This is a genomic window from Streptomyces sp. DS1-CR2 (assembly GCF_055760475.1).
In genome coordinates, this window is sequence record NZ_CM147085.1 from 8,155,878 (window position 1) to 8,172,010 (window position 16,133).

Sequence of the window (16,133 nt, forward strand, 5' to 3'; positions counted from 1 at the left end):
CGTGAACCGTCCGAACCCCCAGCACGATCCACCGCTGCACCAACGAAAGGACCCATCGTGTCCGACCAGCGCCCGGCGGGCGCGAGCTTCGCCAACCCCGTCCTCCCCGGCCTCCACCCCGATCCCAGTGTCTGCCGCGTCGGCGACGACTACTACCTCGCATGCTCCAGCTTCGAGTACTTCCCCGGCATCCCCCTCTTCCACAGCCGCGACCTGGTGCACTGGACCCAGATCGGCAACGCCCTCGACCGGCCGGAGCAACTGCGCCTGCCCGCCTCCATGCCGTCGTCCGCCGGCATCTACGCGCCCACGCTGCGCCACCACGACGGCCGCTTCTGGCTGATCGTCACCAACTGCAGCGAGGGCGGCGGCAATCTGATCGTCACGGCCACCGACCCCGCCGGACCATGGTCGGACCCCGTCTGGGCGCCAGGTGTCCCCGGCATCGATCCCGACCTGGTCTGGGACGAGGACGGCACCTGCTGGTGCACGGTCGCCGGGGTCTCGCAGGTCCGTATCGACCCGTCCACCGGGCAGACGTACGGAACACCGCACAGGCTCTGGTCCGGCGGGCCCGGCGCCAAGGCCCCGGAGGCGCCCCATCTGTACCGGATCGGCGACTACTGGTACCTGCTCATCGCCGAGGGCGGCACGGAGCGAGGGCACGGGATCTCCATCGCCCGCGGCAGCACTCCCAACGGCCCCTTCGAGCCGTGCCCGGCCAACCCGATCCTCACCCACCGCGGCACCGACCACCCCGTCCAGAACACCGGTCACGGCGACCTGGTGCAGGCCCCGGACGGCTCGTGGTGGATGGTGTTCCTCGGCGTGCGGCCGCGCGGCGGCACCCCCGGATGGCACGTCCTCGGCCGCGAGACCTTCCTCGCCCCGGTCACCTGGGAGAACGGCTGGCCGGTCGTCGGCGAACTCCTTGCACCCGGCGACGACGCGTTCGGCGGGCCTTACCGCGACGACTTCGACCTCAGCGAACTGCATCCGTCCTGGATCTCCGTACGCGACCGGTCCACCGATCACTGCACCACCAAGGAGCGCCCAGGGTCGCTCACGCTGCGCGCACGCGGCGCCTCCCTGGACCAGCCCGACGCCGTCTTCATCGGCCGGCGCCAGCAGCATCTGGCGTGCCGGGCACGCACGTCGATCGATCCGGCGCAGGGCTGCGGCGGGCTCGCCGTCCGGCTCGACGAACAACACCACTACGGGATCGAGACGGACGGCACCCAGGTGCGGGTGGTCTCGCGCGTCGGCTCGGTGCGAGCCGTCGTGGCCACCCAGTCGGTGCCGGCGGGCCCGGTCGTCCTCGGCGTGCGGATCTCCGAGCCGCCCACACCGCACGACGCGCGCACCGGACCCGACGCCGTCTCCCTCGGCATCGAGCTGCCCGACGGCACCTTCACCTCGCTCGCGACGCTCGACGGCCGCTATCTGTCGACCGAGGTGGCCGGCGGTTTCACCGGCCGTGTCATCGGCCTGTACGCCGCCCGGGGCGTCGCCCACTTCGACTGGTTCGACTACGAGCCGCTGAAGGCGTGAGGCATCACCTCCTGCTCGACTCCTCCACCATTCAGAAGGGTGAAAGGGACATGAGAGAGCCGCACCAAGCCGCGCGCCGCCCTGGCAGCGCACCGAGACACCTGACGAGCCTGCTGCTCGCACTGGTCGCCGCCATCGGGCTGACCCTCGGCACCACACTCACCGCTCCCGCCGCCGAGGCCGCCCCGAACAAGGTGCGCGTCCCGGCCACGGCGACGGACGCTGTCGCCGCGATGCAGCCCAGCTGGAACCTCGGCAACACGCTGGACGCCATCCCGGACGAGACGTCCTGGGGCAACCCGCTGACAACGAAGAAGCTCTTCGACACGATCCGCGCGCAGGGTTTCCGCAGCGTCCGCATCCCGGTGACGTGGACGGACCACCAGTCCTCCACCGCGCCCTACACCGTCGACGCCACGTACATGAGCCGCGTGAAGCAGGTCGTCGACTGGGCGCTGGCCGACGGCTTGTACGTGGTGATCAACGTCCACCACGACTCGTGGCAGTGGATCAGCAAGATGCCCACCGACCACGACAACGTGCTGGCCCGCTTCAACTCGACCTGGACGCAGATCTCCTCGGCCTTCAAGGACGAGCCGCGCACCCTGCTCTTCGAAAGCGTCAACGAACCGCAGTTCGACAACGCCACGGCCGAGCAGAAGACCAAGCTCCTCGACGAGCTGAACACCTCGTTCCACAAGATCGTCCGCGCTTCCGGCGGGCAGAACGCGAAGCGTCTGCTGGTGCTGCCGACGCAGTACTGCACTCCGGACCAGGCCGTCATGGACGACCTGTCCACCACCATCAAGCGGCTCAATGACTCCAACCTTGTGGCCACCGTGCACTACTACAGCTGGTACCCCTTCAGCGTGAACATCGCGGGCGGCAGCCACTACGACGAGGCCGCCCAGAAGGATCTGACCGGCGCCTTCACCCGCATGCACGACACGTTCGTCGCCAAGGGCATCCCCGTCTATCTCGGCGAGTACGGCCTCCTCAGCTATCCCGACCAGAACCACCCGGACCGTGTCGAGCGGGGCGAGGCCCTGAAGTACTACGAGCAGGTGGGCTACGCGGCACGCGAGGCCGGCGTCACCACGGCCCTGTGGGACCCCTTCTCCTACCTGAACCGCGCCACCGGGCAGTGGCGGGACCAGGAGCTCTTCGACTGGATCAAGTCGAGCTGGACCACCCGCTCGGGCACGTCGTCCTTCGACCGCGTCTTCGTCCCCAAGTCCGGGACGATCACGGACCAGTCGCTCACGCTCAACCTCAATGGCCTGTCGTTCCAAGGGCTTTGGCAGGGGGAACGCAAGCTCGCCGAGGGATCGGACTACACGGTCGCCGGCGACAGGCTCACCCTGACGGCAGCGGCACTGACCCGGCTGGTCGGCGACCGCTCGTACGGCGACAACGCCACGATCGAGGCGCGGTTCTCCCAGGGCCTGCCCTGGAAGATCCATGTCACGACGTACGACACTCCGCAGCAGGCCGACGTCAACGGAACCACCGGCTCCCTGCCCATCCCCACCCAGTTCCGCGGTGACCAGCTCGCCACCATGGAGGCCACCTACGCCGACGGCAGCAACGCAGGCCCCACGAACTGGACGTCGTTCCAGGAGTTCAACGTCTCCTTCACCCCCGACTACGCGGGCAACACCATCACCCTCACCAACGCGTTCCTCACCTCCCTGCGCGACGACGCACCGGTGAAGCTCACCTTCTACTTCTACAGCGGTGCCAAGCTCACCTACCACGTGACCAAGTCCGGTACGTCGGTGACCGGTTCGACCACCTGACCGCCCACCACCCCCTGTCGCCCCGGCTGCCGGGCTCACGTCCCGTGCTCGGCAGCCGGGGCCCTTCTGTGTCCCTCGCCTCATGAAGGAATTCCCCATGGCCGATCTGCCTGCGCGCGTCCTGTTCGGCGCCGCGTACTACCACGAGTACCAGCCCCACGAGCGTCTGAAGACCGACCTGGATCTGATGGCGGAGGCGAAGTTCACCGTCATCCGCGTCGGCGAGTCGGTCTGGTCCACCTGGGAGCCGGAGAACGGGCACCTCGAGCTCGACTGGCTGCAGCCGGTCCTCGACGGCGCCCACGAGCGCGGCATCTCCGTCGTCCTCGGAACTCCCACCTACGCGGTGCCGCCGTGGCTGGCCCGGCAGTACCCGGAGATCGCCGCCGAGGACGCCGCCGGAAAGCCCGCCGGGTGGGGCGCCCGCCACGAGGTCGACATCACGCACCCGGCCTTCCGGTTCCACGCCGAGCGGGTGATCCGCGCGATCGTGGCCCGCTACGCCTCCCACCCCGCGGCCATCGGCTTCCAGGTCGACAACGAGCCGGGCCCGCGACTGCCGCACAATCACGGAGTCTTCCAGCGGTTCGTGGACGATCTGCGGCAGCGCTACGGCGATGTGGAGACCCTCAACCGCGAGTGGGGGCTGGTGTACTGGTCGCACCGGCTCTCCACCTGGGCCGACCTGTGGAAGCCGGAGGGCAACGCGCAGCCGCAGTACGACCTGGCCTGGCAGGCGTTCCAGGCGCGCCAGACCACGGAGTTCATCGCCTGGCAGGCCGGCATCGTGCGCGAGTACGCGAGGCCGGAGCAGTTCGTCACCACGTGCCTCGCCTACGGCTCCCCGGGGCTCGAGGACGACGAGATGACCGACGCCCTGGACGTCACCGCGGGCAACCCGTACTACGACATGCAGGACAGCCTCACGATGCCCGAACCGCCGCGCAAGAAGCTGCCGCAGCAGTGGATGGCGTACGGGGCGTGGGCGCTGCACCTTAGCGCCGACCGGCTCTACTCCTCGCGCCAGGAGCCGTTCCTGATCACGGAGACCAACGCCCAGGCCATCGGTGGCCCCTCCGACAACCGGCCCGCCTTCGACGGCCAGTGGCGGCAGGCCGCGTGGGCGCTGGTCGCACGCGGCGCCCGCATGATCGAGTACTGGCACTGGCACACGCTGCACTTCGGCGCCGAGACGTACTGGGGCGGAGTCCTTCCGCACAGCGGCAAGCCGGGGCGCGCCTACCGTGAACTGGCCCGGCTGGGAAAGGAGTTCGAGCGTGCGGGTGACCTCGTCGCCGGGATCACGCCGGACGCCGACATCGCGATGGTGTACTCGGCGCCGAGCAAGTGGCTGATGCGCAAGCACCCGCCGCTGGCCGGTTCCGACGGCGGGCCGGACGCGTATGCGTACGAGGGGATCTTCGAACCGTTCTACCGGGGCGCGTTCGAGGCGGGACGGCAGGTACGGATCCTGCACGCCCGCCAGTTGCACGACCCGAGCGGTGAACGCCCCGGCATAACACCGGAGTTGGCTGCTCAGCAGCACTCTGTGCTCATCGCCCCCGGGCTGTACGTGGCGGACGACGGGATGCTCGATTGGCTCGCCGCGTACGCCGAGGCGGGCGGCCACCTCGTACTCGGACCGCGTACCGGCTACGGCGACCACGAGGCACGAGCGCGCCACGAGGTGACACCGGCGCGCCTGGTGCAGGCCGCGGGCGTCCGTTACGACGAGTTCAGCAACCTGCACGTCGACCTGCCGCTGCGCGGCACCCCCGACAGCCCCCTCGCGCTGTCCGCCGACGCCGTGGCGACTCGGTGGGTGGAGGGGTTGGCCGTCGACGACGCCGACGTCCTGGCCGAGTACGACCACCCGCACTTCGGGAGCTGGCCCGCCGTCACCACCCGCCGTCACGGCGCCGGGCGTGTCACCTGCGTCGGCACCGTGCCCGGCCGCGATCTGGCCCGCGCGCTCGCCGATTGGCTCGCACCCGCGCCGCGCAGCGGCTGGCAGGACCTGCCCGACTCGGTCACGGCCGCCACCGGCACCGCCGCGGACGGCCGACGCGTCCATGTCGTCCACAACTGGAGCTGGCAGCCGGCGACCGCCCAGGCTCCCGTGGACGTGGATCTGACCGACGTCCTGGACGGCACCGCGGTCCCGGCCGGTACGCCCGTACACCTCGATGCATGGGACGTCCGGGTCTTCGCGACAGCACCGACGAAGGACCGGTAACCGCTCACCGTCCGAGGCCGTCGGCGGCCACGCCCCCGTGGCCGCCGACGGCCGTGCCGGTTGCGGCACTCCGAGAACCGTCACCGCAGAGAAAGAAGGTCGTCGGGCGTCGAAGCGCTTCGATACTTCTCTGGACACCCACGCCGCCGAGAGCTAGTGTCGAACCACGCTCATGCCTGCCCTTGTACACCCTGCGCACTATCGAAGCGCTTCACCCCGCTGGAGAGTTGGATGGTCACCCTCGCCGAGGTCGCCCAGCACGCCGGAGTCTCGGCGAGCACGGTGAGCTATGTCCTCAGCGGCAAGCGGTCCATCTCCCCGACCACCCGGCTGCGGGTCGAGCAAAGCATCCACACGCTCGGCTACCACCCGAACGCCGGCGCGCGGGCCCTGGCCAGCAGCAAGTCGAACATCATCGCGCTGATGGTCCCGCTGCGCACCGACATGTACGTGCCGGTGATGATGGAGATCGCCATCGCGGTCGCCACGACGGCCCGGACGCACGGGTACGACGTGCTGCTGCTGACAGGCGAGGAGGGCCCCGACGCCGTGCGCCGCGTCACCGGCAGCGGGCTCGCCGACGCGATGATCCTGATGGACGTCGAACTGGACGACGAGCGGCTGCCCTTGCTGCGCGGCACGGACCAGCCGTCCGTGCTGATCGGAATGCCCGCCGACACCTCCGGACTGACCTGCGTCGACCTCGACTTCAAGGCGACGGGCGCGCTGTGCGCCGAGCATCTGGCGGTGCTCGGCCACCGCGACATCGCTGTCATAGGCGAAGCCCCCGCGGTCTACGAGCGGCACACCGGCTTCGCCGAACGCACCCTCGACGGACTCCGTTCCCGGGCACGGGAGAGGGGCATCAGGGTGCTGCACCGGCCGTGCGAGGGCGGCTACGACGCGATGGCCGTCACCCTCGCCCGCATCCTCGACGAGCGCCCGGGCACCACCGGGTTCGTCGTGCAGAACGAGTCGGCGGTCGAGCCGCTGCTCGGCCTGTTGCGCCAGCAGGGACGTGCCGTGCCCGAGGACGTGTCGGTGGTCGCGGTCTGCCCGGACCAGGTGGCCGTCCAGGCCTCGGTGCGGCTCACGTCCGTCGCCATCCCCGCGCAAGAGATGGGCCGGCACGCCGTGGAGCGCCTGGTCGCCAAGCTCGACGGCCGCGGCAAGGACGAAGTCGTCCTGATCACACCGGAGTTGACGGTACGGGCGAGCACCGGACCTGCCCCCTCCAGCACCTCCTGACCTCGGGATTACCACGCTTCCAGGTGGAGGACGTGGTCTTCTCCGGCGACGAGGTGGAGCGGTTCGGCGCCGGAGGACGTCCGGAGTTCGACGTCGTGGGTGCGCGTGGGGCGGACCACCGCGGTCGCCCGGTGGGGGCTCCAGGTGAGGTCGACCTCGGCTCCGAACCGGGTGCGGATGCCACGAAGCTGCCCCTGGGGGTACGCCGCGGGCAGCGCCGGGAGGAGGACCAGCCGTTCCGGGGTCGACTGCGCGAGCATCTCGATCAGCACAGCGGGCAGAGTGTGTGCGGCGTCGGCGTTGTAGACGTGGCGGTGCGGGTAGTGCGCACTCATCAGGGAGGCGTGGAAGAAGTCGCCGCCCAGCACATGATCGAGCGCGCGGGCGACGCGCTCGCCGTCCCGGAGCCGGGCCGCGATCAGCGCGTGGTGGAGGTGGCCGTGCGCGGAGTCGTTCTCGGCTCCCCTCAGTTCGAGGGCGCGGTGGGCGGCCGCCGCGAGGCCGGGGGTGTCGTACGGGGTGATCTCGTCGAGCGGCCAGACGCCGTAGAGGTGGCTGAGGTGGTGGTGGTCGTAGGTGTCCTCCAGACCGGGCCAGGCCCATTCGGCGAGCGCCCCGTCGGCGTTGATCCGGTGGGCCGGCAGCCGGTCGGCCAGGGCACGCCAGCGGTCGGCGTCCGGGGTGTCCGGGTGGTAGTCGGCCGCGGCGCGCAAGGCATACCGGGCCGCCGAGAGGTCCATCGCGGCGTTGACCGTGACCCAGCTCGCGTTCGCGGGACGATTCTCCGGCGAGTAGGAGGGAACGACGACCAGCCGCCCGTCGCTGTCCGTCCGGGTCAGGAAGTCCTCATAGAACAGGGCGACTTCGGCGAGGACGACGGCGGTACGCGGCTCACGCTCGCCGCGCGTCTCGTCATGCTCGACGAGCGGCTTGAGCAGCCAGTCGGCGCCGGCGGTCCACAGGTGCAGCGGGTATTCGCGGCTGAAGTGGTAGACGTGCCCGGACTCACCGTCGGTATGGGCGGGCGCGACGACGCCGCGCGCGCCGAAGATCACGCGGGCGTTGTCGCGCCAGTCGGTCACCTGGCCGTGGATCAGAGCGGCATGCGCCTCGGTCACCTCCGGGAGCGCGGCCGCGGCGGCCGAGGCGATCTGGAGATTGACGTTGGCGTCGGTGGTGAACGCGCCGGACCAGGCGGTGTTCCAGTCGCCGGTCCACAGGCCGGTGAGGCGCGGCGGCAGCATTCCTGCGGAGGACAGCAGGTGGTAGCGCCCTGCCGCGAAGAGGCGCTCCACCAGTGCCAAGCTCTTCGGGCGACGCACCAACTCCGCACCAGTCAGGGCGCGTTCGGCTTCGTCGGCGCCGAGGTCGAGGCCTGCGCGGAGGTAGGCCGGGCGGTGCAGGTCGGCGTGGCGGGCGAGAAGGCGGTCGTACGGCTCCTCGTCCGCGCCGTCGGACAGCAGGGCGCGCAGCGCCTGCGCCTCGGCGAGGGCGTCCAACTCGCCGGTGTGGCGCCGCACCCGGGTGAGGAGGAGTATGGAGCGGGCGTTCTCGACGCGAATGCCGGGCACGGACGTCTGCGTATGTCCCCCGGAGACGATGGCGAGCGTGACACCCGTGTACGCCCGGTCGCTGCCGGGGTAGCGGGCGCGCAGGGTGAGGATGGCGCCCTCCGGGGTGAGGACGGCACTGTGGCCGACCTTCAAGTCCCCTGGCGAGCCCGGCAGTTGGTGGTCCAGGGTGATGTATGCGCTGAGGCCGGGCTCGGTGACGTGCTGGACCACGACATCGTCGGCCCGGGAGACGAATACCTCGCTGCGCCAGTCGCCGCTTTCAGCGGTGACGACGCCGGTGGTGAAGTCGACCTCACGACGGTAGACGCCCTCAGGCTCCGGGCCGGCCGGGCGGCGCAGCCGCACCTGGAAGGCCGGGTGGAAGGGCTGCACCCAGAGCATGTCCCGGCCGTCGGTGAAGCTTTCGGCCGCCGTGACGTCTCCGGCCAGCAACCGGTCCTGGATTCCCCGCAGTTCGGCGGCGAGGGCGGGTGGCCGGGCGTGCTCGCTGCCGTTGGGACGGACCAAGGTGTGATGGTTGACGATGACGCGATCACTGTTCGGATCACCGAACACCATGACGCCATGCCGGCCATTGCCGCTCAGGAAGGCGTCCTCCCAGCGGGCGGCGGGGGCGGGTTCCCAGGTGCCGTGGCGGGGACCGGTCATGACGTCGGCTCCAGGACAGCGACGCCGTACCGGCCCAGCTCCACGCCCTCGGTGACATCCACGCCGGTCAGCAGATCGCGATGACCATCCGGAACCGACACGGTGACGCCGTCACGCCCGTGGTTGAGCAGGAACAGCAGTCCGCCCCGGCGTACAGCCTCCACGTCGGCCGGGAGACCGTCGAGGGCCGGCCGTACGCCCGCGTCAGCGGCGATGTCGGCGAGCAGCACGCGCAGGGCGTGCGGCTCGGGAAGTGTGGAGAGGTACCAGGCGCGGCCCTTGCGCAGCACGGCGGGGAGCCCGTCCAGTTCGCCGCCCTTGTACGGCGTGACGGCGTCCACGTCGTCCGCCGCCTCGATCTCCTCGGACCACAGGGTGCCGTGGAAGCCCTCGACGTCGGCCTTCTCGCCGGAGTCCAGCGGCCACCACTCGTGCAGCACCCGGATGCCGAACAGCTCGCGCAGCCGGGGGTCCATGCCACCCGGCCGCACCCGGTCGTCCTGATCGGCGACGCCAGTCTGGAATCCGGCGACGACGGTGCCGCCGTTCGCGACGTAGTCGACGAGGTTGTCGATCGCCGCGTCCGTCATCAGGTACAGCTGCGGGACGACGACCAGCTTGTACGCGGACAGGTCGTGCTCGGGGTGGGCGAAGTCGACAGTGGTGTGCGCCTCCCACAGGGCGCGGTGCCAGGAGCGGACGACCTGCGGGAAGCCGACCTCCGAGGACAGCCGCCCGTCCTGCTGGCTCGCCCACCAGGCGTTCCAGTCGAGGAGAACGGCGACCTCGGCGGCCTCGACACGGCTGTCGGCCACCTTCTCGCCGATCAGGGCAAGTTCGGCGCCGATCCGCTTGACCTCCTGGAAGGTACGTCCGTGCTCCCCCGCGTGGCTGACCATCCCCGAGTGGAACTTCTCGGAGCCCTGCCGGGACTGCCGCCACTGGAAGTAGCAGACGGCGTCGGCGCCGCGGGCCACGGCCTGGAGAGACCAGAGACGGTTGAGGCCGGCCGGCTTGGGGTGGTTCACGCCCCGCCAGTTGACGGGACCGGCGGCCTGCTCCATGACCATCCAGGGACCGCCGCGGGCCTGCGAACGCGTCATGTCGTGAATCAGCGCCCCGTGCTGCCCGCCGAACGGATCCCGCGGATCCGGATAGATGTCGATGGAGACGACGTCCTCCCGCTCGGCCCAGAGCCAGGCGTCCTGCCCCTGCCAGAACGGCATGAAGTTGGTGGTCACCGGGATGTCCGGGCTGTGCCGGGCCACGATGTCACGCTCGGCGAGGTAGCACTCCAACAGCGCGTCGGACGTGAACCGCTTGAAGTCCAAGGCCTGCGTCGGGTTCTTCATGTAGTGCGCGCGGCGCGGCGGCAGCACCTCGTACCAGTCGCCGTATCCCTGGCTCCAGAAGGCGGTCCCCCACGCCTCGTTGAGGGCGTCGAGACTGCCGTACTTCTCCTGCAGCCAGCGCCGGAAGGCGGCCTCGGCCTCGGGGCCCCAGTCGTAGGTGCAGTACTCGTTGTTGATGTGCCACATGCGCAGGGCCGGGTGACTGCCGTAACGGGCGGCGAGGTCCTCGGAGATGGCCGCGGCGTAGCGGCGGTAGGTGGCGCTGGAGTGCGAGAAGTGCTGGCGGCCGCCCCACCACTCGGGGCGCCCGTCCTCGTCACGGGGCAGCGTCTCGGGGTGCAGACGGCCCATCCACGGCGGGGGCGAGGAGGTGGGGGTGGCGAGGACGACACCGATGCCGTTCTCGTGCATCAGGTCCATCAGCCGGTCCAGCCAGCCGAACTCCCTTGCCCCTGGCCGCGGTTCGAGCTTCGCCCAGGAGAAGACACCGAGGGTGACGGAGTTGACCCCGGCGTCCTTCATCAGACGGATGTCCTCATGCAGGGTCTCTTCGGGCCACTGCTCGGGGTTGTAGTCGCCGCCGAAGAGAATCCGGCCGCGCGTGGCGTCGGCGAGCGTGGGTTTCTTGGTGGCGGGCAAGGAGATACCTCGTTCTGCAAGTGGGGAGGAGTGGAGACGGCCAGGGGAACGGCGCTGTTTCGAGATCGCCGGCCAGGGCGTCAGCCCTTGATCGCCCCCGTGAGCATGCCCTTGCGGAAGTGCTTCTGGACGAACGGGGACAGCACCGCGACGGGCAGCAGCGCCATCACCATCACGGCCATCTGCAGCCCCAGCGCCGAGAGTTCACCGGTACGCACCGCCTGCTGCAGGCCGGTGGGTGCCTGGGTGTGCTTCTGCACCAGCTGGATGAGGACGTTCTGCAGCGGCATCATGTCTTGGTCGGACAGGTAGATGGAGGCGTTGAACCAGGCGCTCCAGTAACCGACCGCGTAGAAAAGCGAGATGACCGCGAGCACCGCCCGCGAGAGGGGCATCACGATGGTGAGGAGGATGCGCAGGTCACCGGCACCGTCGATGCGCGCGGCGTCGGTCAGCTCGGGCGAGATGCCCATGAAGAAGGCCCGCAGTACCAGGATGTTGAAGACACTCACGGCGGTCGGCAGGATCAGTGACAGATAGCTGTCGGTCAGGCCGAGGGTCTGTACGAGCAGATAGGTGGGGATGAGGCCGGCCCCGAAGAACATGGTTGCCATCAGCGTCATCAGGAGCGCGCTGTGGCCGAGGCTGCCCCGCCGCGAGAGCCCGTAGGCGGCGAGCACCGACACCGTCATCGAGAAGAGCGTGCCGACGAGGGTGACCCCGACCGACACCATGATCGCCCGGCTGACCTGGCCACCGCCGAGCAGTTCGGTGTAGTTGACGAAGGTGATGCCCTTGGGGACCAACACCAGACCGCCGGCCTGGTCGATCACCGCCTTCGGCGAGAGGCTGGTGACGATCACGATCCACAGCGGGCCGAGGACACCGAGACAGCACAGGGCGAGGAAGCCGCTCTTCAGCGTGATCCCGGCCTTGTTCGGGGCTTCCTCCCACACCGGTCGCTGCGGTGCCTGCAGGCTGCGGACCAGTTGCGTGTTGAGTGTCATTTCTTGTACACCCCCTGCTCGCCGAGGAGGTGCGAGAACTTGTTCGCGCCCAGGACGAGACAGATGCCGATGACGCCCTTGACGAGGCCGACCGCGGCCGCGTAACTGAAGTCGCCGTTATGGATACCTACGTTCCACACATATGTGTCGAGGACTTCGCTCACTCCCGCCCCCACCGCGTCACGCTGCAGCAGGAACTGCTCGAAGCCGACGCTGAGCGCATCTCCCACCCGCAGGACGAGCAGCAGCGCGATCACCGGGCGCATGGCGGGCAGCGTCACGTGCCACATCCGGCGCCACCGGTTCGCGCCGTCCATCGCGGCCGCCTCGTACAGGTCGGTGCTGACCGCGGAGAGCGCGGCGAGGAAGATGATGATGCCCCAACCGGCGTCCTTCCAGACCGACTCGGCGGTGACGAGGTACTTGAAGATCCCCGAGTTGGTCATCAGGTCGAAGCCATGCACCCCGTGGTCCTGGAGGATCTGGGCGATGAGGCCCGCCCCGCCGAAGATCTGCTGGAAGACGGTGATGACCAGGACCCAGGAGAAGAAGTGCGGCAGATACATGATCGCCTGGGCGACGGCCCGGACCCGGGGCCGGACTACGCTGTTGATGATCAGCGCGAGCACGATCGGGACCGGGAAGAACAGCACCAGCTGGATGAAGAACAGCACCAGGGTGTTCTCGGTCGCGGCCCAGAACAACGGGTCGGTGAACATCTTGGAGAACTGCTCGACGCCGACCCAGGGGCTCTGGAAGATCGCGACGATCCCGTTGGTCGAGATGTACGGGTCGTAGTCCTGGAACGCGATCACGTTGCCGAGCAGCGGTACGTAGTTGAAGACCAGCAACAGCGCTATGGCGGGCAGTGTCATCAGGATGAGGACGCGGTCGCGGCGCAGTCTGATGCGCCAGTTGACCTTGACCGACCGCGGGCGCCGTCGTGCAGAGGGTGCGGCGGCCTGCTTCCCGTCGGCCGGCGCCTGGGGCAGTGAGGTGCGGTCCTCCGCGGCCTGCGGCGTCCCCCCTCCCCCGGGCCGGCTGCCGGCTTCGAGCGCCATCAGTTCGCGCTGCCGTTCTCGTCGAGGATCTTCTTGTACCAGTCGCGCAGCTCGTCGCCGCCGGACGACTTCCACCGCGAGATGGCCTGCTGCACGTCGGCGAGCTTCTTGTTGCCGCGCACGAAGTCGATCTCCAACTGCTCGAACTGGGAGGTGAGTTCCGCGTACCGGCTGGGCTCGACGATGTTCATGCCGTACGTGGAGGGCTTCTTGGAAAAGGCACCCATCCGCTGCTGCCACTCGACCTGCGCCTTGGCGACCTGCGGGAAGTCGGGGTGGGCGAAGTAGGGGGCAGGGGCGGCCAGCATCATCCAGGCGTTGACGACCTCGGCGTCGCCGCGGTCGGTCTTGGTCGGCACGCCGCCCTTGACGTCGTAGTGGGTTCCTTGGACGCCGTAGTCGACGAGCATCCGCTCCTTCGTGCCGTAGGGGGCGGCCGCGAAGTTGGCGGCGGCGAGCGCGTTCTCGATTGTGGTCTTCGAGGAGCCCTCGCGGATCATGGACCAGATGCCGGACGCATTGCCCGGGCACAGGGCCGGGTCGCCGCCGTCGGGACCGAACAGGTCCATGGCCCCGATCTCGAAGTCCTTGTTGGCGGCGGCCTGTTCCGCGGTCCGCACGTACCAGTCGCTGATACCGCCGTTGTAGAGGAGGACCTCGCCGGCCGCGAAGCGGACGCTCGGGTCGCCGGAGCGCGCCTTGTCGTCGGGGTGCACGACGCCCGCGGCGAAGAGCTTGCGGGACCACTCGAGGGCCTCGAGGTAATTGGGCCGCTCGATGCGGTACTTGAGCTTGCCGTCCTCCATGTTCCAGCCGAGCGATCCGGAGCCGCCGACTCCGAAGATGTTGGCGGCGCTCCAGGACATGTCCCCGCAGGCGTACACCTTGGCCTTGGCGCTGGTGGCGTCCTTGGCCCAGGCCATGAACTCATCCGTTGACGTGGGGACTTCGTATCCCCGGTCCTCGAAGATGTCCTTGCGGTAGAAGGGGCAGATGAAGCTGGCGGCGGGGCTCGGCGTCGGGATGCCGCGCAGCGCGCCGCCGAAGATGCCCATCTTCCAGGCCTCGGTGGGGATCGCCGCGAGGTTGGGGTACTTCTTCACCTTGTCGCCGGCGAGATAAGGGCTCAGGTCCATGAACTTCCGGGTGATCGCGTTCGCGATCTTGCCCTCCAGCTCCCAGCCCGGCACGACCACCATGTCCGGTATGGAGCTGGAGGCGAGGACCGCGCCGAGCTTCTCGCCGTAGGTGTTGCCGTCCTGGTTCTGCCAGGTGATGTCCGTGCCCGCGATCTTGTCGAGCTGCGTGTAGTACGCGCAGTTCCCCTTGGGCGCCGCGCCCCACAAGGGAGACATGATCTTGAGCGGGGCGCCGGTGCCCAGCTTGTCCGGGACCGAGGTGGCGAACGCGTCGAGATCGACCTTGCTGGTGAACCCGGCGGCCGAGCCGTTCTTCGCCGGGATGTCCGGCTCAGCGACCGAACTGGCGACGAAGGCCGGCAGCAGCTTCTTGGCCGCCTTGTCCGAGGTGGCCCCCTCCCGCTTACCGCTGTCGGCACTTCCGCAGGCGGTCAGGAACGAGGCACCACCGGCGACCGCCGCGGCGGCGACAGCGGCGGAGGCGAGAAAGCTTCTCCGGCTGGGGGCCCGGGGACCGGGAACCGGCGACGAGTTCGGCGTCATTGTTCAACCCTTCGTGGCGCGACACTGCGGAACGAACAGCGCGGGCAGGAGTACCAAGTCTTCGAAGCGCTTCGATATTGCAGCGAGGTTAAGGGACCACCTGTGGGGCCACAAGACTCGCGTCAACTTTCCCTGAGCCCATTGGAGAGTGGGAGGTTGACGGGGTCTTCTGCGAGTCTGCGTGAGCTTGGGGGAACACCTTGACGTCTGCGTCGGGGCGACGGAACATCGAAGCGCTTCGAACCTCGACTCATCTGCTCCCGCACCACCTCCAGCTCGGCCTCCAGGTCTTCTTCCTGCTTGGCATCCTGCTTCTCCTCCTCAAGGGATCTGAGTACGTGACCGAAAGCTCGCCGCCCCTCTTCCGCGACCCCACCGCCGCCCTGGACCAGCGCGTCGACGACCTCCTCTCCCGCCTCACACTCGACGAACGCATCGCATTCCTGCACCAGTTCACCCCCGCGGTGGAACGACGGCCTCGTCCGCCGGGTCGGCGACGCGGTCGCCCAGGAGACGCGGGCGATGCGCGCACGCGACGACCGGGTGGGGCTCAACGTGTGGGCGCCGACGGTCAGTCTGCTGCGGCACCCGCTGTGGGGCAGGAACGAGGAGGGCTACGCCGAGGACCCGCACCTGACGGCGGCGATCGCCACGGCGTACACCCGCGGCCTACGCGGCGACGACCCGGCGTACTGGATGACGGCCCCCGTCCTCAAGCACTGGCCGGCCCACAACAACGAGACGGACAGGTCGACTTCGTCCTCCTCGGTACGGCCGAGGGTCCTCCACGAGTACGACATGCGCGCCTTCCGCCGCCCCGTCGAGGCCGGCGCCGTGGCCGGGGTGATGCCCGCGTACAACCTCGTCAACGGGCGGCCGAACCATGTCTCGCCGTACCTGCGGGAACACCTTCGGACCTGGACGGACCAGGAATCTGCAGCCTCTGGGCAGACGTGGCCCCCCGATCAACATAGGCATCCACGGCAACCTCATCCGCGACGTCGGGTGCGACAACATCCGCGTCGAGGACATCCGCTGGGGCCAGCTCGTCCAGATGCGGGTCACCTACATGCCGAAGTGGAACACCGCACCCGGCCGCGGCATCGAGAACGTCTACATCAAGGACCTCACCTACACCGGCACTCACGCCGGTACGTCGCTGCTCGTGGGCCTCGACGGGGACCACCTCATCAAGGACGTCACGTTCGAGAACCTCGTCGTCAACGGGCGGGTCATCCGCGACAGCGGGGACAAGCCAGGAGGTGCGCAGCCGCCCTTCACCCCGGTCTCTTGACGGCCTCCCCTCCAGGTACCCCCCCAACTCTCTTACCGATAC

The 16,133-nt window shown here is 69.2% G+C and carries 10 protein-coding genes and 1 pseudogene; 6 read left to right on the plus strand and 5 right to left on the minus strand.

All coding sequences use genetic code 11. The annotated features are described in order from the left end of the window. The first annotated feature begins 57 nt into the window (after window positions 1-57). The 4 genes from ACY0PA_RS38085 to ACY0PA_RS38100 all read left to right on the plus strand — a co-directional run bounded on the left by ACY0PA_RS38085 (window position 58) and on the right by ACY0PA_RS38100 (window position 6,834). Complete coding sequence (locus tag ACY0PA_RS38085; RefSeq protein ID WP_473081940.1) at window positions 58-1,551, plus strand: glycoside hydrolase family 43 protein; 1,494 nt, start codon at window positions 58-60, stop codon at window positions 1,549-1,551. A 50-nt stretch (window positions 1,552-1,601) separates the two neighbouring features. Next, window positions 1,602-3,350, plus strand: coding sequence for a cellulase family glycosylhydrolase (locus tag ACY0PA_RS38090; RefSeq protein ID WP_473081941.1), 1,749 nt, complete (start codon window positions 1,602-1,604; stop codon window positions 3,348-3,350). Between the two features lie 97 nt (window positions 3,351-3,447). Beyond that, the gene (locus ACY0PA_RS38095) at window positions 3,448-5,586 is read left to right on the plus strand and encodes a beta-galactosidase (RefSeq protein ID WP_473081942.1); all 2,139 of its coding nucleotides are present in this window, start codon (window positions 3,448-3,450) and stop codon (window positions 5,584-5,586) included. A gap of 231 nt (window positions 5,587-5,817) precedes the next feature. Then, window positions 5,818-6,834: a LacI family DNA-binding transcriptional regulator gene (locus ACY0PA_RS38100; protein WP_473081943.1), complete on the plus strand. Its 1,017-nt coding sequence runs from the start codon at window positions 5,818-5,820 to the stop codon at window positions 6,832-6,834. An 8-nt stretch (window positions 6,835-6,842) separates the two neighbouring features. On the opposite strand, the gene ACY0PA_RS38105 is transcribed toward ACY0PA_RS38100, so the two are convergent. The 5 genes from ACY0PA_RS38105 to ACY0PA_RS38125 form a co-directional block, all read right to left on the minus strand. Next, complete coding sequence (locus ACY0PA_RS38105) at window positions 6,843-9,056, minus strand: glycosyl hydrolase family 95 catalytic domain-containing protein (protein WP_473081944.1); 2,214 nt, start codon at window positions 9,054-9,056, stop codon at window positions 6,843-6,845. Further along, on the minus strand, window positions 9,053-11,047 hold the full coding sequence (locus ACY0PA_RS38110) for a beta-galactosidase (protein WP_473081945.1): 1,995 nt from the start codon (window positions 11,045-11,047) through the stop codon (window positions 9,053-9,055). Before ACY0PA_RS38110 ends, ACY0PA_RS38105 begins: the two co-directional genes overlap by 4 nt. Before the next feature lie 80 nt (window positions 11,048-11,127). Further along, complete coding sequence (locus tag ACY0PA_RS38115) at window positions 11,128-12,054, minus strand: carbohydrate ABC transporter permease (RefSeq protein WP_473081946.1); 927 nt, start codon at window positions 12,052-12,054, stop codon at window positions 11,128-11,130. Next, the gene (locus tag ACY0PA_RS38120) at window positions 12,051-13,115 is read right to left on the minus strand and encodes an ABC transporter permease (RefSeq protein ID WP_473081947.1); all 1,065 of its coding nucleotides are present in this window, start codon (window positions 13,113-13,115) and stop codon (window positions 12,051-12,053) included. Before ACY0PA_RS38120 ends, ACY0PA_RS38115 begins: the two co-directional genes overlap by 4 nt. After that, the gene (locus ACY0PA_RS38125) at window positions 13,115-14,797 is read right to left on the minus strand and encodes an extracellular solute-binding protein (protein WP_473081948.1); all 1,683 of its coding nucleotides are present in this window, start codon (window positions 14,795-14,797) and stop codon (window positions 13,115-13,117) included. Before ACY0PA_RS38125 ends, ACY0PA_RS38120 begins: the two co-directional genes overlap by 1 nt. A 338-nt stretch (window positions 14,798-15,135) precedes the next feature. Between ACY0PA_RS38125 and ACY0PA_RS38130 the strand changes: the two are divergent. Both ACY0PA_RS38130 and ACY0PA_RS38135 read left to right on the plus strand, forming a co-directional pair. Next, window positions 15,136-15,730: pseudogene (locus tag ACY0PA_RS38130) on the plus strand (glycoside hydrolase family 3 N-terminal domain-containing protein); the annotation flags it as partial. After that, window positions 15,681-16,091: a hypothetical protein gene (locus ACY0PA_RS38135; RefSeq protein WP_473086631.1), complete on the plus strand. Its 411-nt coding sequence runs from the start codon at window positions 15,681-15,683 to the stop codon at window positions 16,089-16,091. The pseudogene ACY0PA_RS38130 and the gene ACY0PA_RS38135, both read left to right, overlap by 50 nt. Window positions 16,092-16,133: the final 42 nt, after the last annotated feature.